Genomic DNA, 19,531 nt, shown 5'->3' on the forward strand with positions numbered 1-19,531 from the left:
GGTCGTGAGTTCGGCGTCACCATCGTGTTACGGCTGCTCCGGGCCACGATGCGATCATGGAGCCATGGCACACGGGCACACCGGCGGCGATCCCCTCGTCCTCGGGATCGAGACCTCCTGCGACGAGACGGGCGTCGCGCTCGTGCGCGGCGACGAGCTCCTGTTCGACGCCGTCGCCAGCTCGATGGACGAGCACGCGCGGTACGGCGGGATCATCCCCGAGGTCGCGAGCCGCGCCCACCTGGAGGCGATGGTGCCGACGATCCGGCGGGCGCTGGGCGAGGCCGACGTCGACCTGTCGGAGGTCGACGCGATCGCGGTCACCGCCGGTCCCGGCCTCGTCGGGCCGCTGACGATCGGGGCCTCCGCCGCCAAGGCGCTCGCGATCGGCCTGAACAAGCCGCTGTACGGCGTCAACCACGTCATCGGTCACGCCGCGGTGAACCAGCTCGTGGACGGCCCGTTCTCCGGCCGCACGATGGCGCTGGTCGTCTCGGGCGGGCACAGCTCGCTCATGCTCGTGGACGACGTCGCGACGAGCGTCACCGAGCTCGGTTCGACCCTCGACGACGCTGCGGGGGAGGCCTTCGACAAGGTGGGCCGGCTGCTGGGCCTGCCGTACCCGGGCGGACCGCACGTCGACCGGCTCGCCCGCGGGGGCGACCCGGAGGCCATCCGCTTCCCGCGAGGCCTCACCGCCGCCAAGGATCAGGCCAAGCACGCCTACGACTTCTCCTTCTCCGGGCTCAAGACCGCGGTCGCGCGCTGGATCGAGGCCTGCGTCGACGCCGGGCGCGAGGTGCCGGCGGCCGACGTCGCCGCGTCGTTCGCCGCCGCCGTCGCCGACGTGCTCACCGCCAAGACGATCGCGGCCTGCCGTCGGCACGACGTCGCCACCCTCGTCGTCGGCGGCGGGTTCTCCGCCAACAGCCAGCTGCGCGAGCTGGCGGCCACGCGGTGCGCCGAGGCGGGGATCGACCTGCGCATCCCCCCGATCCGCTACTGCACCGACAACGGGGCGATGATCGCGGCGCTCGGGTCCGCCGTCGTGCGCGCCGGGGCGGCGCCGTCCGACCTGGACTTCCCGGTCGACTCGTCGATGCCGATGGCGACCATCACCGTCTGACGGACGGGAAATCGCTGGGCGGCGCGCGCGGGCCTAGCTAGCGTGCCAGGCGTGACGACGCCGCGCCCGACCATCTACCAGCACCCGCTCGCCTACCTCGTCGGCCTCGAGGGCGTCGCACTGATGCGCGCCTTCGCCGGCGAGCACGACCGCGCGTTCGTCGAGGCGCGGCTGGCCGACGTGCGCGCGCTGCTCGACGCCGCCGATCGCCTCGGCCCCGGGCACGACGTCCCGCCGATCACCAGCCGCGACGGCTACCGGCACTGGGCGCCCCGCTACGACGGTCCGAACGGGTTCTGGGGCATGGAGGAGCCGCTCGTCCGCCCGCTGATGGAGGGGCTGCCCCGCGGCGTCGCGATCGACGCCGCGTGCGGCACGGGCCGGCACACGGGGTGGCTCGTCGAGCAGGGGCACGACGTGCTCGCGTTCGACACCTCCGAGGACATGCTCGAGATCGCCCGCGCCAAGGTGCCGGGCGCGCGGTTCGCCGAGGCGGACCTGCACGACCTGCCGGTGCCCGACGCCTCCGCCGACCTGGTCCTCGTCACGCTCGCCCTGTGCCACGTGCGGGATCTCGGGCCGGTGTTCGCCGAGCTCGCGCGCGTGCTGCGCCCAGGCGGGCGGCTCGTCGTCTCCGACACCCGCGGCTACTTCGTCGGCTCTCCGCTGTACCCGCTCGTCGAGGGGGCGGACGGCGAGTTCGGGTACATCCCGAACTGGCGGCACGAGACCAGCGAGTACCTGCAGGCGGCGCTGCCCGTGGGGCTGGCGCCGCGGTTCTGCCGCGAGTACGCCGGGGGTGGCGCGGACGACGTCGACGACGCCCGGGAGTACACCGCCGCCGCGGACACCGGGACCGGCGCGTTCGACCCCGCCGCGGACCTGGCGTTCGAGGACCCCACGAGGCCGCCGAACATCTGGGAGATGATGCCGTGGGTCGCCGCGGCGAGCCACGCGGCGTACGCCCGCACGGCCACGCTCATCGTGTGGGCCTTCGAGAAGGAGCGGCGGGAGGAAGGTCCCTGATGTCTGGCCCCTCGGCGTACCCGCGCCCGCTCACCGCACGCGAGCGAGCGACGCTCGTCGCGATGGTCGAGCACGGCCGCCCCGACGACGACGCGGCGGTGGCGCCTCAGCGGCGCGCCCGGTGGCGTCAGCGCGCGGACGCCGGTCTGGTGTACGGCCGCTGTGGGTGCGGGCAGTGTCCGAGCATCGACCTGGGAGACCTCGACGGCCCGGCCCGGGGCACGGGGAGCCGCGTCGTCCTCGCGGCGGAGCACGGGACGACGATCGTCCTGCTCTTCGTCGACGACGACCGGCCGAGCTACCTCGAGCTGTTCGAGGTCGGCGAGAGCGGTCGTCACGATCAGTTCCCCGACCCGGGCGGGCTCGTCTTCTAGGAGACCTGTGCGGCCGTGGGCAGCGGACGCCCCGCGTGCAGCTCGGCGACGAGCGACGCGACCACCGCCTCCAGGGCGGCCGGCCCGCCGCCGTGCGTCCGGGCGACCTCCCGCTGCCGCTGGTAGGACGCACCTCGTCGCACGATCTCCCGCACGCCGTCGAGCTCGGCGGCGCAGCCGAGGCGCTCCGCGACGGGCTCGAGGGTCGTGAGCAGGCGCGGCAGGGCGTCGGTGACGAGCTCCTCCTCGCCGGCGTCGTCGAGGATGATGATCGCGTCCGTGCCGTACCGCGCCGCGCGCCACTTGTTCTCGTGCACGAACCACGCCGGCATGGTGGGCAGCCGGCGACCCTCGTCCAGCTGGGTCGACAGGTGCTCGACGAGGCAGTGCACCAGCGCGGCGAGCGCCGCCAGCTCGAAGGTGTTCGACGTGCCGTCGCAGATGCGCACCTCGACCGTGCCGAAGTGCGGGGCGGGCCGGATGTCCCACCGGACCTCGGTGAAGTCGTCGATGACCCCGGTGTGCAGCATGTCGTCCACGTACCGCTCCAGCTCCGACCAGGCGCCGAACTGGTAGGGCAGCCCGGCGGTGGGCAGCTGCTGGAAGATCATGGTGCGCATCGAGGCGTAGCCGGTGTCGTCGCCGCCGAAGAACGGCGACGACGCCGAGAGCACCTGCAGGTACGGCAGGTACACCAGCAGGGAGTTGACGATGGGCAGCACCTTGGCGCGGTCCTCGATGCCCACGTGGGCGTGCACCCCGTAGACGATCTGCTGGCGCCCGACCACCTGAGCCCGGTCGACGACGGTGGCGTACCGCTTCTTGTCGGTCACCTTCTGCTGGGACCAGTGCGCGAACGGGTGGGTGCCGGCGCCCATGAGGTCCACCCGCATCGGACCGGTGGCGTCGTGGATGGCGGCGATGCCGCGCTCGAGGTCCCCGATGGCCTCGGGCACGGTGCGCCGCACGTCGCTGATCACCTCGACCGTGTTCCGCAGGAACTCCGGCTTCACATAGCGGTGCCGCACGTCGTCGGCCACCGCCTCGATGACGGCGGGCGCCACCTGCCGCAGGTTGCCCGAGTCGGCGTCGACCAGCGCGAGCTCCCACTCGAGCCCGACGCTCGACCGCTCGGAGGCGGCGAATTCCAGCACCATGCGGGCCATGCTTCCACGGGGGGACGCCGGCACGCGCGCCGGTCCGGCGGCGTCTCGCCGCGTGCCCGACCGCGGGATCAGCGCAGCGGCTCGACCACGAGCACGTGCTGCGCGCCGCCGACCCGCGTGAGCACCAGCGTGGCCTCGGCGTCGCCCTTCGGCGCGAGCTGGGCGCGCAGCTGCTCGGGCGTCACGGCGGTGCCGCGCTTCTTGATCGTCAGGCGCCCGACGCCGCGCTCGCGCAGGTACGTCTTGAGCCGCTTGAGGTTGAACGGCATGACGTCGAGCACGCGGTACCCCGTGGCCACCGGCGCCCTTCCCTCGGCCGGGGGAGCGGCGGGCTGGTCGGTCGTGACGTAGGCGATGGTGCGGTCGAGCAGGCGCCCGCCGAGCTCGGCGGCGGCGTGCGCCACGAGCCCGGCCCGGATGACGGCGCCGTCCGGCTCGTACAGGTAGGCGCCGACGGCCCCCACGTCGGGGACGAGATCCGCGCCGGCCCCGTCCGCGCGCAGCTCGCGCGACGTCGTCGCGCCGCCCGAGGTCGCGAGCACCAGCGCGGACCGGCCGGGGCCGTCGGGGGCGAGTGGCCCGAACCACAGGCCCGCCTCGACGACGTCGCCGTCCACGGAGACCCACTGGGTCTCCGCCTCCTCGGGCAGCCCCTGGTGGGGGATGCCGGGCCCGACCTTGATGCCGAGCGCGGGGACCTGGGACCGCAGTGACCAGACGGCGTCCAGCGGCGGGGCGTAGGCGGCCGGGTCGAAGACCCGCCTGCCGCCGCGCGTGCGGCGTGCCGGGTCCGCGTAGACGCCGTCCACCCCCTCGGCGGCGAGGTCGAGCGCGAGCCCGTCGGCGTGCCGCACCTCCGCCTCGGGGAAGTGCCGCAGGTTGACGGTGGCCATCGCGGCGGTGATCTCGTCGACGTCGGTGGCGAGCACGCGCAGCCCCACCCCGGCGAAGGCGAGCGCGTCGGCGCCGATCCCGCTGGTGAGGTCCGCGACCTTGGTGACGCCGGCGGCGAGGTAGCGCCGGGCGTGCAGCGCGGCGACGACGAGCCGCGTGGCCTGCTCCACGCCGTCGGGCGTGAACAGCATCCCGTCGGCGAAGTCGCCGAGCTTGGTGCGGGCCTTGGCCCGCAGCCTCGACTGGGTGAGTGCGGCCGCCGCGAGATCGGGGTCGACGCCGGCGGCGCGCAGCCGGGTCGACAGGGCCATGGCCTGCTTCTCGTCGTAGGGCGGGAGCGAGTTGAGCAGGGCCCACCCGTCCGGGCTCAGCAGCTTGCTCACGGAGGAGGGGTCCATCGGGCCATCGTCTCAGGCGAGGGTCTCCGGAGTGACGCCCTCGGCGAACTTCTGGCACTCGACTTGTCAGAGTGCTAACGCCTGCCTAGATTTGTCGTCAGCGACCGCAGGCTGTTACCGGCACCCGCGACGACGGCCAGCCCTCGGACGCGACCTGGTCAATCTGCAAGTCCATCCACGCACCGCGAATCAAGGAGGTCCGACGTGTCGGTCCCCATCAAGCCGCTCGAGGACCGGATCGTCGTCAAGGCCATCGAGGCCGAGACCACGACCGCTTCCGGCCTGGTCATCCCGGACACCGCCAAGGAGAAGCCCCAGGAGGGCGAGGTCCTGGCCGTGGGCGAGGGTCGCTTCGACGACAAGGGCAACCGTGTCCCCGTCGACGTGAAGGTCGGTGACAAGGTCATCTACAGCAAGTACGGCGGCACCGAGGTCAAGTACGCCGGCGAGGACTACCTGGTCCTGTCCGCCCGCGACATCCTCGCGGTCGTCGTCGCCTGACGACGTCCGTCACACAGAAGGCCTCGCACCGTCGTCGGTGCGGGGCCTTCGTGCGTGTCAGCCGGTCTTGCGGGCCCCGCCGGCGAGGATCGCGGAGCGCTCGTCCTCGCTGAGCCCGCCCCACACCCCGTAGGGCTCGCGGACCCGGAGGGACTGCTCCCGGCACTGCAGCATCACGGGGCACGAGTGGCAGATCGCCTTGGCCGCCTCGGCCCGCCGTCGCCGGGTGGAACCGCGCTCACCCTCGGGGTGGAAGAACAGCGTGTCGTCCTCGTCGCGGCAGGAGCCCTGGTACTGCCACTCCCACAGCTCCATCACCGGACCGGGAAGCCTCGAGATCTCCGTCATGGCGAACAACCTACAAGTTGTGCAGAAGTTGTTCAAGGGTCGGATTTGTGACGAGGTTCGATGATTCACTGTTCAACTTTTGCCTGAGGGATGAATCGGTTCGGGCTCCCGTTGAACTGCTTTGACCTGCGCTGACGACAGATACGACGGCGCGCCCGGGGGAGCAGTGGCGACCCTCCCGTCCTCTCGGCAGAATCGACGCCATGACCTCTTCCCGACCCGCCCCTCACGGGGGCGGGTCTCGCGCGTCGAGCCCGGGCCTCGCCGTCGCGGCGGTCGCCAGGCGCCTGGGGGTGGCCCCGGCGACCCTGCGCACGTGGGACCGCCGCTACGGACTCGGCCCGTCCGCCCGCACTGCGGGATCGCACCGCCGATACACGCCCGAGGACGTGGCGCGGCTGCTCGTGATGCGCCGGCTCACCCTCGAGGGCGTCGCGCCCGTCGACGCGGCCAAGGCCGCGCTCGACGCGGGCGTCGAGGAGCTCGAGGAGGCCACCGAGGAGGCCGCCGCCCCGGGGCCGGAACCGGCCGACGGTGACGACGCCGCACCCGAGGCCGAGCGCGCCGCGCCGGCCGACAGCGAGGCGCCGCGCGCCGGCCGCGGCCACCTGCGGGCCCTGCCGGGCGGGGGTGAAGGGTCCTCCGGGGCTCCCAGTCATGTGGCCGGTGGGAGCGCTTCCGGGCGGGTGTCGGCGGTGGTCGACGCCGCCATCGCCTACGACCAGGCCACGTGCGACGACCTCCTTGCCATCCCGGCGCAGGGCGACCCGGCCGTCTGGTGGACCGAGATCGCCGAGCCCGCCTGGCAGCGCGTCGCCCAGCGCACCGTGCTCGCGGGACCGGGCGCGGTGCCGGAGGTCGTGCTGGCGACCGCGGCGCTGCGCGCCCTGCGCGACTTCACCGAGGCGTTCGAGCGGGCGATGGTCGCCGGCGGCGCCCCGCCCGCGAACCACCCCAGCCGGATGCGCAAGATCGTGCTCATCTTCGCCGCGCCCGACGAGGTGGTGCCGCTGTCCGCGCACGCCCTCGCGGCCGCGCTCACCGCGAAGGGTGCGACGGCGCGCATCGTGACCGGCCCGGCGAGCACGCACCGCTCGCTCGAGCTGGTGACGATGGTGCGGCCGGCGGCGCTCGTCCTCGCCACCGCGCAGCGCCGGCCCGACCTGGACCTCATCCACGCGGTGCACGACGGGTTCGCTGAGCTGCCGGTCATCGTCAGCCTGCGACGGGACGACGCCGCGAGCGAGCTGCCCCTGGCCGCGACCGTCCAGAGGGTGCGGTCGTTCACCGCGATGCTGCACGAGGCGCTCGCCGTCGTGACCTGAGTCGTGACCTGAAGCCATGACGTGCGCAGGCGACGTGAGGTCCGCCACGGGCCGGCGCCGGTGCCCGGCCGGAGCGGAATAACGGCGCCTCCCAGAACGTAGACTCCTGTCATGACGGACTCGACCTCGCCCGCGCACGACCCGTTCGGATTCCTCGGCCTCACCTACGACGACGTCCTGCTGCTGCCGGGGTACTCCGACCTCGCCCCGTCGGACATCGACACCACCTCGCGCCTCACCCGGGAGATCTCCCTGCGCGTGCCGCTGGTCTCGGCCGCGATGGACACCGTCACCGAGTCGCGGATGGCGATCGCGATGGCCCGTCAGGGCGGCATCGGCGTGCTGCACCGCAACCTGTCCATCGAGGACCAGGCGTACCAGGTGGACCTGGTCAAGCGGACGCAGACCGGCATCATCTCCAACCCGGTGACGATCGGGGCGGACGTCACCCTCGAGGAGCTCGACAAGCGGGCGGGGGAGTACCGCATCTCCGGGTTCCCGGTGGTCGACGCGGCCGGTCACCTCACCGGCATCGTCACCAACCGCGACCTGCGCTTCACCCCGGTCGCCGAGTGGGGCACCACCAAGGTCTCCGAGGTCATGACGCCCGCCCCGCTGATCACCGGCCCCGCCGGGATCTCGCGCGAGGACGCCACGCTGCTGCTGCGCAAGCACAAGCTGGAGCGTCTGCCGCTGGTCGACGACGAGGGTCGCCTCGCGGGCCTCATCACCGTCAAGGACTTCGTGAAGTCGGAGCAGTTCCCGAACGCCTCGAAGGACGGCCAGGGCCGCCTGCTCGTCGGCGCGGCGATCGGGTACTTCGGCGACGCCTGGGAGCGCGCGACGACGCTCGTCGACGCCGGGGTCGACGTGCTGGTCGCGGACACCGCGCACGGCAACGTCCGCATGCTCGTCGACATGGTCCGCAAGCTCAAGACGGACCCGGCCACCCGCCACGTGCAGGTGATCGGCGGCAACGTCGCGACGAAGGAGGGCGCGCAGTCCTTCGTCGACGCGGGCGCGGACGGCATCAAGGTGGGCGTGGGCCCGGGTTCGATCTGCACCACCCGCATCGTGACCGGCGTCGGCGTCCCGCAGATCACCGCCGTGTACGAGGCGTCGCTGGCGGCCCGCGAGGCCGGGATCCCGGTCATCGCCGACGGCGGCATGCGCCACTCGGGCGAGATCGGCAAGGCGATCGTGGCCGGCGCGGAGGCGGTCATGCTCGGCTCGATGCTGGCCGGCACCGAGGAGGCGCCGGGCGAGACGATCCTCGTCCACGGCAAGCAGTACAAGGCGTACCGCGGCATGGGCTCGATGGGCGCCATGTCCTCGCGGGGCAAGAAGTCCTACTCGAAGGACCGCTACTTCCAGGCCGAGGTCGCCAGCGACGACATGATCGTGCCGGAGGGCATCGAGGGGCAGGTCCCGTACAAGGGCACCCTGCACACCGTCGCCCACCAGCTCGTGGGCGGGCTGCACCAGTCGATGTTCTACGTCGGCGCCAGCACCATCCCGGAGCTCCAGGCCAAGGGTCGGTTCGTGCGGATCACGTCCGCGTCGCTCAAGGAGAGCCACCCGCACGACGTGCAGATGACGGTCGAGGCGCCGAACTACACCGGCTTCTGACGGGACGTCGGTCGAGCCTGTCAGGGACCCCGATCCCGACAGGCTCGACCGACGCGGCCCGGTGCGCCGGGTCAGCTCGCCATGACGCGGGCGTGCAGGGCCTGGACGGCGTACCGGGCGGACCAGAACGCGCCGTGCTGCCAGGCAGAGACCTCGGACATCCAGTCGCCCGCGAAGTAGACGCGCCCGGCGCCCTGCTGCAGCAGCTTGAAGCCCGACGACGCCGTGTTCGGGTAGGCCCACGCCCCCTCGATGTAGGGCACCTTGTGCCAGGCGATGGAGAACGACGACTCGAGCTCGGTGCGGTACTTCTCGCCGTGGATCTTCACGCCCTGCTCGACGGCGCGCCGCTCCCGCTGGCGGGGAGTCAGGTCCGCGTAGGCGCGGGCGTTGGCTCCCGTGTTGTAGTACCCCACCACCAGGCCCTTGCGCTCCCCGTACCCGTACGACGGGTACCAGACGTGCGCCAGGTCCATGTCCGTCTCGGTGATGCCGCCGTAGATGCGGTGGTCGTCCTCCCACCAGCGGGACCCGTACTGCAGGCCGATCTTGCCCGCGGGTGAGCCCACGGAGAACTCGCCGAGCGCGGCGTCGACGGCGGGGCCCCAGTTGGTCTCCCACCGGCGCATCAGGCCCGCGGGGGCGCTGACGACGGCGAAGTCCGCCTCGATCTGCCGGGGCCGCCCGTGGCCGGGCGTGTAGGTGACCCGCACGCCGTTGCTGGTGTTCTCCACCGCGGTGACCGGGGAGCCGAAGTGCACGTTCTGCTTGCCGATGGCGCGCACGAAGTACTGGTAGGTCGTGTCCATGCCGCCCTTGGGCTGGAACATGAGCATCGACTGCTCCCAGTTGATCTCGAACGGGAAGTACTGCCCCACCTTCGAGGCGAGCACCTCCGACACCGTGCCGGGTCCGGGCAGCGGGGTGCCGTGCTCGTTCCACGCCGACGGGTAGCTCGCGAACCCGCGGTTGTCGCCGCCCGCGTAGGTGCCGTCGGCCTGGAGCGAGCCCCAGCTGCGCAGGAACGACCGCAGGTTCTCCTTGTCCTCGGCGGTGAGCCTCTGGTCGAGCGCGCCCTGGTCGGTGGCGTGCTGCAGCAGCTCGGAGGTGTAGCCGAAGACGTCCGCCTTGGCGGTGCGGTACCGCACCGGGTTGCCGGGGGTGGCGCCGCTCTTCTCGTTGTAGAGATAGGCGTCGGCGTTCGCGTTGGTGAAGACCTCGTACGGCACGCCCAGCTCGCGCAGGTAATCCATCGTGACCATCCACTGCGCGATGCGGCCGGCGCCGGCGTTCATGTAGACGCCGTCGTCGAACCGCGCCGTCTGGGTGACGCCGTCGATGTCGGTCTCGGAGTCGCCGCCGCGGATCGTCAGGGTGCGCCCGCCGGGCCGGTGCCGTGCCTCGAGCACCGTGACCCGGTATCCCGCCTTCTGCAGCTCGTACGCCGACGCGAGCCCCGCCGGGCCGGCGCCGACGACCACCACCTTCTTCGCCGAGCGGCCCGTCAGCGTGAAGTCCCCGCCGCGGGGCGGGGTCCAGGCGGCGGCGGTGGGCTGTGCCGCGGCCGTCGGGGCGAGCCCCATCGCCCCCATCGTGGCGAACATGACGCCGGCGCTGGAACCCACGCCGACGGCCTGGAGGAAGTTGCGGCGGGAGACGCCGGACCGGTGCCCGTCGGAGACCGTGTCAGTGACCATGTGGCACTACCTCTCGTGTCGAAAGGTCTGACGGACGGACGCGAGCGGACCTGGATGCCGGGCGCCGCCGTCAGCACCGCGCCCGACGGTAGAAGAGCCGCGTCACGGCCCGGCGTCGGGGGTGTTACCGCGCCGTCGCCGCCGGTAACGGATGCGTTTCAGGCATGTCGTCGCAGGTCACGGACTCGCGACCGACCCCCGCCCGTCATCCGTCCGAAACGGTGCCCGCCTACGTTCCGGGCATGAAGAACACCACCAAGGTCGTCCTCGCCGTCGCCCTCACGACCGCCGTCGCCGTGCCCGCCACCGCCGTCGCGGGAGGCCGGCTCTTCGAGCCGAGGCCCACCGAGGCGCACTCCTTCGTCACGGGTGACACCCCGTCCATCGCCGACGGGGTGGCCCTCGGCAAGAACGTCGCCTGGTACAAGTCGTCGGGGCTGGGCCCCTCCGCCCTGAACCGGGCCCCCGGCGCGACCGCCGAGGAGCGGTACGTCCCCACCGACGTCTTCCCCGGCGGCGAGCTGCCCGACGGGGTGACGATCACCGAAGCCCAAGGGATCAACGCGCTGATGCGCATCGGGGAGAACCTCGAGCGGGCCGGCCTCTCCTACGACGACGTCGTCTCCATGCGCGTGTTCCTGCAGAACCCGGACGGCGAGGAGGCGATGGACTTCGCCGGCTGGAACCGCGCGTACCGGCAGTTCTTCGCCAACACGAACCTCGCCACCGGTGAGACGCTCGACGTCCAGCTCGGGTCGCGGACGACGGACCCCATGGTCGTCAACGAGGCCCGGCCCTCGCGCTTCGCCCTGGAGATCGAGAACCTGCCCGTGGACGGGTGGCTCGTCGAGGTCGAGGTCGACGCGGTGTACGACCGGTAGGCCGGTCGGGCGCGCGAAACTGCGTGACGGCCCGGGGGCGGGCGTGCTGGGCTGACCCCCATGGACGAGGCGGAAGTGGGTCGCGGCGACGTCGCCGTCACGGCGGACGACGTCGCGGCCGGGCTGCGTCAGCTCGGGCTGGGTCGCACGTCGACTGTGCTGGCGCACACCTCGATGCGCGCGTTCGGGCACGTCGACGGCGGCGCGGCGGCGGTCGCGCGGGCGCTGGTCGAGGTGTGCGGCACCGTCGTGGTGCCTGCGGACACGTGGGACCAGACCGGCGTCCCCGCCCCGCCGGGGCTCGAGCGCCCGTGGAACGCCTACTGGAACGCCGCGACCTGGGCCGAGCTCGACGAGGCCGTCGACCGCGCCGCCGTCTTCGCGCCGGACCTACCGGTCGACCGCGAGATGGGTGCGGTCCCGGAGGCGCTGCGCCGCGGCCACCCGCACCACCGCACCGCGCACCCGCTCAAGGGGTTCGTCGCGACGGGGGAGCGGGCCGCCGAGATCGTCGGGGGCCAGACCCTCGACCGGCCGCTCGCGCCCGTCGAGGCCGTCGGGGACGCGGGCGGCGACGTGCTCCTGGTCGGGGTGGGGCACACCGCGAACACCGCGATCCACGTCGCGGAGCAGCACCTCGGCCGTGCCAGGTACTTCCGCTACGCGAAGGTCGGCCCCCGTGCGTGGGCCGAGCTCGCCGACCTGCCCGGGGAGAGCCATCGCTTCGACGGCCTGGAGCCCGCCCTGTGGCCGTCCACCCGCGAGGTCCGGGTCGGCCGCGCGCGGCTGCGCCGGGTCGGCGTGGCCGAGGTGCTCGCCGTGACCCGCGCCGCGATCGCCGCCGACCCTCGGGCGCTGCTGTGCGACGACCCTGGCTGCCGGTGCGCGGCCGCCTGGCGCGGGGCGGAGCCCCGGCCGGGAGCGTGACCGGCCGGCGTCTCCCGGCGCGAGGGCGGGTGCTCGTCGTCGGGCGCCTGTGCGCCGAGGCCCGGCTGCCCGTGGTGCCGCGCGGCTACCCGCCGTAGCCCGTCCCGCGCGGAGACGTCGCGACCCGACCCGACGTCGACGGCCAGGACGTCGACGTCGGCGGGCGGCCGTCGGCGCTCGCGGCGCGCTCGGCGTTGACCCGCTCCGCCCACGCCCGGTGCGCGCCCGCCTGCGCGGCGTGCAGCGCGTCGAGCGCGGCGCCGCGCAGGTGGGGGTGCGCGACGAGCTGGGCGTCCAGGACGTCGAGCGTCGCGAGGACGTCGACGTCCGCCTGGTGGAGCTCGCCGTCGCCCTCGATGCCGTACAGGGCGACCAGGTCGCCGAGGCGGCGCTTGCCCTCGCGGGCCCGGTCGAGCCACCGGTCGAGGACGAGGGGGTCGAGCACCGGGGCGACGGGCCGGCCGAGCCGCTCGGGCACGGTCGGCAGCCCGTGACGCGCGAGCTCGCGGTCCAGGAGGGAGAGGTCGAACGACGCGTTGTATGCGACGAGCGGCACGCCGTCGCGCACGTGGTGCACGAGGATCGCGGCGATCTCCTCGAGCCCCCCGACCGCGTCCTGACCGTGCGCGCGGGCCTCGGCGGTCGAGATGCCGTGGATGGCGGTGGCCTCGGCGGGGATCGCGACGCCCGGGTCGAGGAGCCAGGTGCGCACGGAGCGGGTGCCGTCCGGGCTGCGCAGCACGAGCGCTGCGGTCACGATGCGGTCGACCGCGACGTCGAGCCCGGTGGTCTCGGTGTCGAAGCCGAGCAGCGGCCCGCGCGACCAGCCCGTGCCGGGCGAGGCCCCCGGTGCGTGGTGCTCCGCGTACGTCGTCATGCCAGCGGACTGTGCCACCGGCCACCGACATGCCACCGGCCAACGACACGCCAACGGCCGTCCCGTCCGTCGCCGGTACGCTGGGCGGGTGAGCAACGAGATCGAGATCGGGCGCGGAAAGCGCGGCCGCCGCGCATACTCCTTCGACGACATCGCGATCGTGCCCTCGCGGCGCACGCGCGACCCGAAGGACGTCTCCGTGGAGTGGCAGATCGACGCCTACCATTTCGATCTGCCGATCCTGGCCGCGCCGATGGACTCCGTGATGAGCCCCGCCACGGCCGTGGCGCTCGGTGACCACGGCGGCCTCGGCGTCCTCGACCTCGAGGGCCTGTGGACGCGGTACGAGTCGCCCGAGCGGCTGCTGGCCGAGATCCGCGACCTGCCCGCCGAGCGCGCGACCCAGCGCATGCAGGAGATCTACGCCGAGCCGATCAAGCCCGAGCTCATCACCCAGCGCCTCAAGGAGATCCGCGCCGCGGGCGTGACCGTCGCGGGCGCCCTGTCCCCGCAGCGCACGCAGGAGCACTACCAGACGGTGGTCGACGCCGGCGTCGACCTGTTCGTCATCCGCGGCACCACGGTGTCCGCGGAGCACGTCTCCGGCAACGCCGAGCCCCTCAACCTCAAGCGGTTCATCTACGAGCTCGACGTGCCCGTCGTCGTCGGCGGCGCGTCCACCTACACGGCCGCACTGCACCTGATGCGGACCGGCGCGGCCGGCGTCCTCGTCGGCTTCGGCGGCGGCGCCGCCCACACCACCCGGGTCGGCCTCGGCATCCACGCCCCCATGGCCACGGCCGTCTCCGACGTCGCCGCGGCCCGCCGCGACTACCTCGACGAGTCGGGCGGCCGGTACGTCCACGTCATCGCGGACGGCGGCGTGGGCCGGTCCGGCGACATCGTCAAGGCCGTCGCCTGCGGCGCGGACGCCGTCATGCTCGGCGCCGCGCTCGCCCGCGCCGAGGAGGCGCCGGGCCGGGGCTGGCACTGGGGCCCGGAGGCCCACCACCCGGCGCTGCCGCGCGGCGAGCGCGTCGAGGTCGGCACCGCGGGCACCCTCGAGCAGGTCCTGTTCGGGCCGAGCGGCTCCGCCGACGGCACCCTGAACCTCGTCGGCGCCCTGCGCCGCGCCATGGCCACGACCGGCTACTCCGACCTCAAGGAGTTCCAGCGCGTCGAGGTCGTCGTGTCCCCGTACCAGCCGCGGTGAGCGGACGTCCGCTGGTGGAGCCGGTCGAAGCCCTCGTGGCCCCGGCGGTCCCCGCCGACGTGAGGTTCCGCGAGGCCGAGGACGGCGACGTCGAGCAGCTCGTGGCGCTGTGGGAGGCCTGCGGGCTGACGCGGCCGTGGAACGACCCGCGGCTCGACGTCGCCGACGCCCGGAGCAACCCGACGTCGGCCGTCCTGGTCGGCGTGGGCGAGGGCGGCGTGGTGGCGTCCGCCGTGGTCGGCTACGACGGCCACCGCGGGTGGGTCTACTACCTGGCCGTGAGCCCGGAGGCGCAGCGGGGCGGGCTGGGTCGTGCCGCGATGGGCGCGGCCGAGGGCTGGCTGCGCCACCAAGGCGTGCGCAAGGTGCGGCTCATGGTGCGGCACGGGAACGAGCGGGTCCTGGGCTTCTACGACTCGCTGGGGTACACCGACTCCGAGTGCGTCGTCCTGGGACGCGACCTCTGACGCTCGCCCGGGATCGTTCCCGGTCGTGCTGAGAGCGAACGGCCGGCCGACCTGGGGACGACGGTGCCCGCGCTGTCGTCCGGCGGGGCTAGGGTGGCGGCCATGTCCACCGCGCACGAGGGCGAAGGCGCTCTCGGGGAACTTCTCGACCCCGAGCTGCCCGCCGCCACCTATGTCCTGGAGCCCGACGTCGTGGAGCCGCTGACCCGGCGGATCGTCACGTCCCACGCCGTCGGGACGCACCGCTCGACGCTCCCCTTCACGGGCGCGCCGCTGGCCGCCTTTCCGCTGTCGTCTCCCGAGGACGTGGCGTCCGCCGTGGCGCGCGCGCGGTCCGCGCAGGCCGGGTGGGCGCGCACGACGCTCCGCGAGCGCACCGCCGTGTTCGACCGCCTCGGCACGCTGGTGCTCGAGCGTCAGTCGGAGATCCTCGACCTCATCCAGATGGAGTCGGGCAAGGCGCGGCGCAGCGCGTTCGAGGAGGTCGCCGACGTCGCGATGGCGTGCCGGCACTACGCCGTGCGCGGCCCGGGATACCTCGGCGAGCGTCGCGTGCCCGGCATGCTGCCGGTCCTCACGGGCGTGCGCGTGCACCGCCGCCCCGTGGGCGTGGTCGGCGCGATCGCGCCGTGGAACTACCCCCTGTCCCTGGTGCTCTCCGAGGCCGTGCCCGCGCTGCTCGCGGGCAACGCGGTGGTGCTCAAGCCGGACCCGCAGACCACCCTGTCGGCGCTCTGGGTCGCCGAGCTGCTGCAGGAAGCCGGGCTGCCGGACGACCTGTTCCTCGTCGTCGCCGGCGGCGGCGGCATCGGCGCGGCTCTCGTGGACCGGGTGGACCACATCGCGTTCACCGGTTCGACGGCGACGGGGCGCAAGGTGGCGGCCCGCGCGGGAGAGCGGCTGATCGGCACGACGCTCGAGCTGGGCGGCAAGAACCCGCTGTACGTCGCGGCCGACGCGGACCTGGACTCGGCCGTGCCCGGCGTGGTGCGCGCCTGCTTCTCCAACTCCGGTCAGCTCTGCATGTCCATCGAGCGGCTGGTGCTGCACGAGCGGATCGCGGACGCGTTCCTCGACCGGTTCGCCGCCGCCGTGCGCGACCTCGTGCTGGGCACGGGGCTCGACTACACCGCGGACATGGGCTCGCTGGTCTCCGCCGCGCAGCTCGAGCGCGTGACACGGCACGTCGACGACGCCCTCGCCAAGGGCGCCCGCGCGGTCGTCGGCGGGGTGCACCGCTCGGACGTCGGCCCGTACTTCTACGCGCCGACGGTGCTGGACGGCGTCCCCGAGGACGCGCTGTGCTCCCGCGAGGAGACGTTCGGCCCGGTGGTCGCGGTGACGCGGGTGGGGTCCGACGACGAGGCGGTGCGCGTCATGAACGACACCGAGTTCGGCCTCAACGCGAGCATCTGGTCCACCGACGTGGCGCGAGCCAGGCGGCTGGCGGCGCGCGTGCAGTCCGGCACCGTCGTGATCAACGACGGGTACGCCTCCGCCTGGGGGTCCGCGGGCGCGCCGATGGGCGGTTTCAAGGCCTCCGGACAGGGGCGCCGCCACGGCCGCGAGGGCATCGAGGCCGTCACCGAGGTGCAGACCGTCGCCGTGCAGCGCGGGGCCCGGTTCGGGGCGTCCCTCGACACCCTGTACGCGCTCGGCGGCGAGACGCCGAGCCGCGTGCTGTCCGTGGCGCTAGGGATGATGCGGCGGCTGCGGCTGCCCTGAGCCGGGTCGGCGCGTCCCGTCAGACGAGCTCGCGCACGGCCGCGCGCCACGACGCGGGCACCTCGCGCACGTGCCACCACACCCAGAGCCGCGGCGTCGCGCTGGCGGACGAGACGCCCACCCCCTGGGCGTCCAGGCCGGCGCGGGCGCAGCTGAAGAGGGCGCGGCGCAGGTGGTAGTCCTGCGTGACGACGACGGCCGTGCGTGCCCCCGTGAGCTCGGCGGTGCGGTGGCACGACGCCGTGGTGTCCAGGCCTTCGCGGTCCAGGCTGAGCGCGGAGTCGGGCACCCCGCGCCCGAGGATCCACGCCCGCATCGACGCGGGCTCGTCGTAGGGGGTGCCGTCCGGTCGGGGCTGTCCGTCGCCGCTGAGCACCACCCGGTCCGCGACGCCGGCGGCGTACAGCTCGGCCGCCGCGTCCAGCCGGCGGCGCAGGTAGGGGGACGGCGTGCCGTCGGGCCGCAGCCCCGCGCCGAGCACGAGGATCGCGTCCACCGGGTCGACGGACTCCACCGCGGGCCGCACCCGGGCCTGGCCGGTGGCCTGCACCCACGCGACCGGGACCAGGACCGCGAGGGCGAGCGCGCCGGCGGTCGCGGCGGACAGGCGGAGCACGCGGCGACGGCGCCCGCGGTGGGCGGGCCCCCGTCCGGTGGCGGGCGTCGTCGGGGTCACGTCCCGCAACCTCGCGTCAGGGGGCCAGGGTGGCGCGCTCGGCGCGCAGGTTTCGCCCGGCGGCCTCGGCCCAGCGGCCCGCCGCCGCGGGCGAGCGGAACAGGTGGGGCAGGCCGGCGAGCTGGTCGAGGACCGCGGCCCGGCCGGCGCGGAACGCGTCGTCCGGCACGTGCCCGTACTCGGCGCGCACCTGCGCGGTGTAGCGGGCGTACCGGCCGGGGGCGGCCCCGAGGATCGCGAGGTCCGCGTCGCTGACGAGCGCGCCCGAAGCGTCCGGGGTCGCCGGGTCGTGGGCGGAGGTCACGAGCACCAGCCGCGCCACCTCGGCACGGTCGTCCGCCGTGAGCGTTCCCCCCGGGCCGGCGCGGCGCGCGTGCTCGGTGAGCGGCCCGAGCAGCTCGTCGACCAGCGCCGCCGAGCGCTCCTCGTCGCGCCCCGCCTCGCCGTCGTGCACGGCGTCGTGGAACCACAGCGCGACGGCGGCGTGCCAGGCGGAGCCGGGGGCGCCGTCCGCGACGAGCCGCTCCAGGGCGTCGAGCGAGTCCGCCAGGTGCAGCCGCGAGTGGTAGACGCGGTGGGGCTCGCGCCAGCGGTCCACGAGATCCCGCCCGGTGGCGGCGACGGCGGCGCGGGCGCCCTCGCCGGGCTCCCACAGCGCCACCCACCGCACGAGCAGGGCGTCGCGGGAGGCGCGCCGTCGCTCCCATCCCGGCACCCGCAGGACGGAGCCGGCGAGGCGGCGGGACAGCTCGCCGCCGCTCACGGGCACGGCCCCGGCAGCCACCAGGTCGTCGTGGCGGTCGGCGGGCACGTCGTAGTGGTCGAGGTCGAACGCCCGGTCGCCGACGCCCTGGGCGCGGGCGAACGACCGCAGCTCGTGCAGCGACGTGTCGGAGACGAGGTGGGACCAGAGCGTGCCGTGCGCGGGCCACGCGGGCGGGTCGAGCCAGATCGTCATCGGCCGACCCGGCGGTAGTCGAGAGCGCCGGGGACCTCGCCGCGGTCGCCGAGGTCCTCGCCCCGCGCGAACGCGCCCCAGACGGCGCGCACCCGGCGGGCGGCGTGCTGGAGGTCCTCCCAGCGGACGCCGCCCAGGAGCGCCGCCCCCGCCCAGGCCTTCTCGTCACCGAAGAGCAGCGGGAGGTCGACGGTGTGCGCGGCGCCCCACGGGCCGCCCGGCGCGGCCCACGTCACCACGTACCGGTAGGCCGTGCCGCCGGCGGCCGCGTGGCGGGCGGCGAACCGGCGTGCCGGCCGGCCGTAGACCCCCGCGGTGACGGCGGCCACCATCGCGCGCCGCGCCCACGGGCCGACGACGGGCAGCGCCGCGACGCGACGGATCGTGGGGATCTGGGGCACGAACAGCCGCGCCTCCTCCGCGGTGCTCCCGACGAGCAGCGCGACGTGCGGGGCGGCGGCGTCCCACGCGGCCTCGATCTCGTCCTCGGGCGGCAGCGGGTCGTGTCCGTACTGCGTGCCGAACGGCATCGCGGCGCGCAGGCCGAACCCCCTCGCCACCCGCGCGACCCGCGCCCCGGCGGCCACGACGTCGTCGACCGGCGTCCGCGCGGAGACCCCGGCGGCGGCGCGCGCCATCGCGGCGTTCATCCGGGCCCGCCCGCGCGAGATGCCGAGCGGCGCGCTCTGCACGATCGCGCGGTCGACCAGCGCGGCGGCGGCCGGGACGGCCAGCAGGTGCGCCACGGCGTCGCCCCCGGCGGACTGCCCGAACAGCGTCACCCGGGCGGGGTCGCCGCCGAATGCGGCGATGTTGCGCCGCACCCAGCGCAGCGCCTCGAGCTGGTCGAGCAGCCCGAGGTTGGCGGGGCGCTCCCGGCCGTCGCCCAGGTACCCGAACAGGCCGAGCCGGTAGGTGACCGTCACGACCACCACCCGTTGCTCGGCCACCAGCGGCCGCGGGTCCATGATCGGCACGTCGCCCGCGCCGGAGGTGTACGAGCCGCCGTGGAGCCACACCATGACCGGCAGCCGCTGGTCGGCGGGCAGGTCGGCGGGCATCGTCACCGACAGCTGCTGGCAGTGCTCGTCGACGGCGGTCCCGGCCCCGGCGGCGCCCAGCACGGCGTCGAGGAACGGTACCGGCGCCTGCGGGCAGGCGGGGGACCAGGAGGTCGCCTCGAACGGTGCGGTCCGGTCCTCGACGGGCGCGGGCCGGGCAAAGCGGTCCGCCCGCGCGTACGGGATGCCGGTGGCGCGACGGACGTCGCCGTCCGCCCAGCCGAGGACAGGCCCGCAGGGTGGCGTGAAGTGCAGCATCGCC

Annotated in this window: 19 protein-coding genes; 11 read left to right on the plus strand and 8 right to left on the minus strand. The window is 74.4% G+C overall.

What is annotated here, in order from left to right; all coding sequences use genetic code 11:
• The first annotated feature begins 64 nt into the window (after positions 1 to 64).
• From tsaD to B5Y66_RS06285, 3 genes are read left to right on the plus strand one after another with little or no spacing between them, the layout of a single operon-like run.
• The gene (gene tsaD / locus B5Y66_RS06275; protein WP_079572546.1) at positions 65 to 1,126 is read left to right on the plus strand and encodes a tRNA (adenosine(37)-N6)-threonylcarbamoyltransferase complex transferase subunit TsaD; all 1,062 of its coding nucleotides are present in this window, start codon (positions 65 to 67) and stop codon (positions 1,124 to 1,126) included.
• Between the two features lie 51 nt (positions 1,127 to 1,177).
• Complete coding sequence (locus B5Y66_RS06280; protein WP_217700738.1) at positions 1,178 to 2,152, plus strand: class I SAM-dependent methyltransferase; 975 nt, start codon at positions 1,178 to 1,180, stop codon at positions 2,150 to 2,152.
• Positions 2,152 to 2,526: a hypothetical protein gene (locus tag B5Y66_RS06285; RefSeq protein ID WP_079572548.1), complete on the plus strand. Its 375-nt coding sequence runs from the start codon at positions 2,152 to 2,154 to the stop codon at positions 2,524 to 2,526. The genes B5Y66_RS06280 and B5Y66_RS06285 overlap by 1 nt, the downstream gene beginning before the upstream one ends.
• On the opposite strand, the gene B5Y66_RS06290 is transcribed toward B5Y66_RS06285, so the two are convergent.
• Both B5Y66_RS06290 and B5Y66_RS06295 read right to left on the minus strand, forming a co-directional pair.
• Complete coding sequence (locus tag B5Y66_RS06290; RefSeq protein ID WP_079573258.1) at positions 2,523 to 3,683, minus strand: glutamate--cysteine ligase; 1,161 nt, start codon at positions 3,681 to 3,683, stop codon at positions 2,523 to 2,525. The two genes, B5Y66_RS06285 and B5Y66_RS06290, sit on opposite strands and share 4 nt — an antisense overlap.
• A gap of 77 nt (positions 3,684 to 3,760) precedes the next feature.
• The gene (locus tag B5Y66_RS06295; protein ID WP_079572550.1) at positions 3,761 to 4,984 is read right to left on the minus strand and encodes a class I SAM-dependent methyltransferase; all 1,224 of its coding nucleotides are present in this window, start codon (positions 4,982 to 4,984) and stop codon (positions 3,761 to 3,763) included.
• A gap of 204 nt (positions 4,985 to 5,188) precedes the next feature.
• Between B5Y66_RS06295 and groES the strand changes: the two genes are divergently transcribed.
• Positions 5,189 to 5,485, plus strand: coding sequence for a co-chaperone GroES (groES, locus tag B5Y66_RS06300; protein ID WP_079572552.1), 297 nt, complete (start codon positions 5,189 to 5,191; stop codon positions 5,483 to 5,485).
• Between the two features lie 57 nt (positions 5,486 to 5,542).
• Here groES and B5Y66_RS06305 read toward each other — a convergent pair whose 3' ends face one another.
• On the minus strand, positions 5,543 to 5,833 hold the full coding sequence (locus B5Y66_RS06305) for a WhiB family transcriptional regulator (protein ID WP_079572554.1): 291 nt from the start codon (positions 5,831 to 5,833) through the stop codon (positions 5,543 to 5,545).
• Positions 5,834 to 6,036: 203 nt separating this feature from the next.
• On the opposite strand from B5Y66_RS06305, the gene B5Y66_RS06310 reads away from it, so the two are divergent.
• Together B5Y66_RS06310 and guaB are read left to right on the plus strand one after the other, a co-directional pair.
• Positions 6,037 to 7,158 (plus strand): MerR family transcriptional regulator, encoded by a 1,122-nt coding sequence (locus tag B5Y66_RS06310; protein WP_079572556.1) that lies wholly within the window; start codon positions 6,037 to 6,039, stop codon positions 7,156 to 7,158.
• A gap of 111 nt (positions 7,159 to 7,269) precedes the next feature.
• A complete protein-coding gene (guaB, locus tag B5Y66_RS06315) occupies positions 7,270 to 8,787 on the plus strand; it encodes an IMP dehydrogenase (RefSeq protein ID WP_079572558.1) in 1,518 nt (505 codons plus the stop codon).
• A gap of 71 nt (positions 8,788 to 8,858) precedes the next feature.
• On the opposite strand, the gene B5Y66_RS06320 is transcribed toward guaB, so the two are convergent.
• A complete protein-coding gene (locus tag B5Y66_RS06320; protein WP_079572560.1) occupies positions 8,859 to 10,484 on the minus strand; it encodes a flavin monoamine oxidase family protein in 1,626 nt (541 codons plus the stop codon).
• Between the two features lie 242 nt (positions 10,485 to 10,726).
• Here B5Y66_RS06320 and B5Y66_RS06325 point away from each other — a divergent pair, with 242 nt between their 5' ends.
• A complete protein-coding gene (locus B5Y66_RS06325; RefSeq protein WP_079572562.1) occupies positions 10,727 to 11,365 on the plus strand; it encodes a Rid family hydrolase in 639 nt (212 codons plus the stop codon).
• A 60-nt stretch (positions 11,366 to 11,425) separates the two neighbouring features.
• The gene (locus tag B5Y66_RS06330; protein WP_079572564.1) at positions 11,426 to 12,292 is read left to right on the plus strand and encodes an AAC(3) family N-acetyltransferase; all 867 of its coding nucleotides are present in this window, start codon (positions 11,426 to 11,428) and stop codon (positions 12,290 to 12,292) included.
• An 85-nt stretch (positions 12,293 to 12,377) separates the two neighbouring features.
• Here the strand turns inward: B5Y66_RS06330 and B5Y66_RS06335 are convergent, their stop codons facing one another.
• Entirely contained in the window at positions 12,378 to 13,169 is a 792-nt protein-coding gene (locus B5Y66_RS06335; RefSeq protein ID WP_079572566.1) for an exonuclease domain-containing protein, read from the minus strand.
• An 88-nt stretch (positions 13,170 to 13,257) separates the two neighbouring features.
• On the opposite strand from B5Y66_RS06335, the gene B5Y66_RS06340 reads away from it, so the two are divergent.
• The 3 genes from B5Y66_RS06340 (at position 13,258) to B5Y66_RS06350 (ending at position 16,574) form a co-directional block, all read left to right on the plus strand.
• Positions 13,258 to 14,382, plus strand: a complete 1,125-nt coding sequence (locus B5Y66_RS06340; RefSeq protein ID WP_079572568.1) for a GuaB3 family IMP dehydrogenase-related protein — start codon at positions 13,258 to 13,260, stop codon at positions 14,380 to 14,382.
• Complete coding sequence (locus B5Y66_RS06345; protein ID WP_079572570.1) at positions 14,379 to 14,849, plus strand: GNAT family acetyltransferase; 471 nt, start codon at positions 14,379 to 14,381, stop codon at positions 14,847 to 14,849. The genes B5Y66_RS06340 and B5Y66_RS06345 overlap by 4 nt, the downstream gene beginning before the upstream one ends.
• A gap of 102 nt (positions 14,850 to 14,951) precedes the next feature.
• A complete protein-coding gene (locus tag B5Y66_RS06350) occupies positions 14,952 to 16,574 on the plus strand; it encodes a succinic semialdehyde dehydrogenase (protein ID WP_079573260.1) in 1,623 nt (540 codons plus the stop codon).
• A 19-nt stretch (positions 16,575 to 16,593) separates the two neighbouring features.
• On the opposite strand, the gene B5Y66_RS06355 is transcribed toward B5Y66_RS06350, so the two are convergent.
• Genes B5Y66_RS06355 through B5Y66_RS06365 form a run of 3 tightly spaced genes read right to left on the minus strand, consistent with a single transcriptional unit; the run spans position 16,594 to position 19,527 of the window.
• The gene (locus tag B5Y66_RS06355; RefSeq protein WP_176168797.1) at positions 16,594 to 17,250 is read right to left on the minus strand and encodes a SanA/YdcF family protein; all 657 of its coding nucleotides are present in this window, start codon (positions 17,248 to 17,250) and stop codon (positions 16,594 to 16,596) included.
• 16 nt (positions 17,251 to 17,266) lie between these two features.
• Positions 17,267 to 18,208, minus strand: a complete 942-nt coding sequence (locus B5Y66_RS06360) for a DUF4031 domain-containing protein (protein ID WP_079572574.1) — start codon at positions 18,206 to 18,208, stop codon at positions 17,267 to 17,269.
• Positions 18,205 to 19,527 carry a carboxylesterase family protein gene (locus B5Y66_RS06365; protein ID WP_079572576.1) on the minus strand — a complete coding sequence of 441 codons (1,323 nt, stop codon included), beginning with the start codon at positions 19,525 to 19,527 and terminating at the stop codon, positions 18,205 to 18,207. Before B5Y66_RS06365 ends, B5Y66_RS06360 begins: the two co-directional genes overlap by 4 nt.
• Positions 19,528 to 19,531 lie beyond the last annotated feature (4 nt).

It is taken from the genome of Krasilnikoviella flava, from assembly GCF_900167525.1.
Taxonomy (GTDB): Bacteria; Actinomycetota; Actinomycetes; order Actinomycetales; family Cellulomonadaceae; genus Isoptericola; species Isoptericola flavus.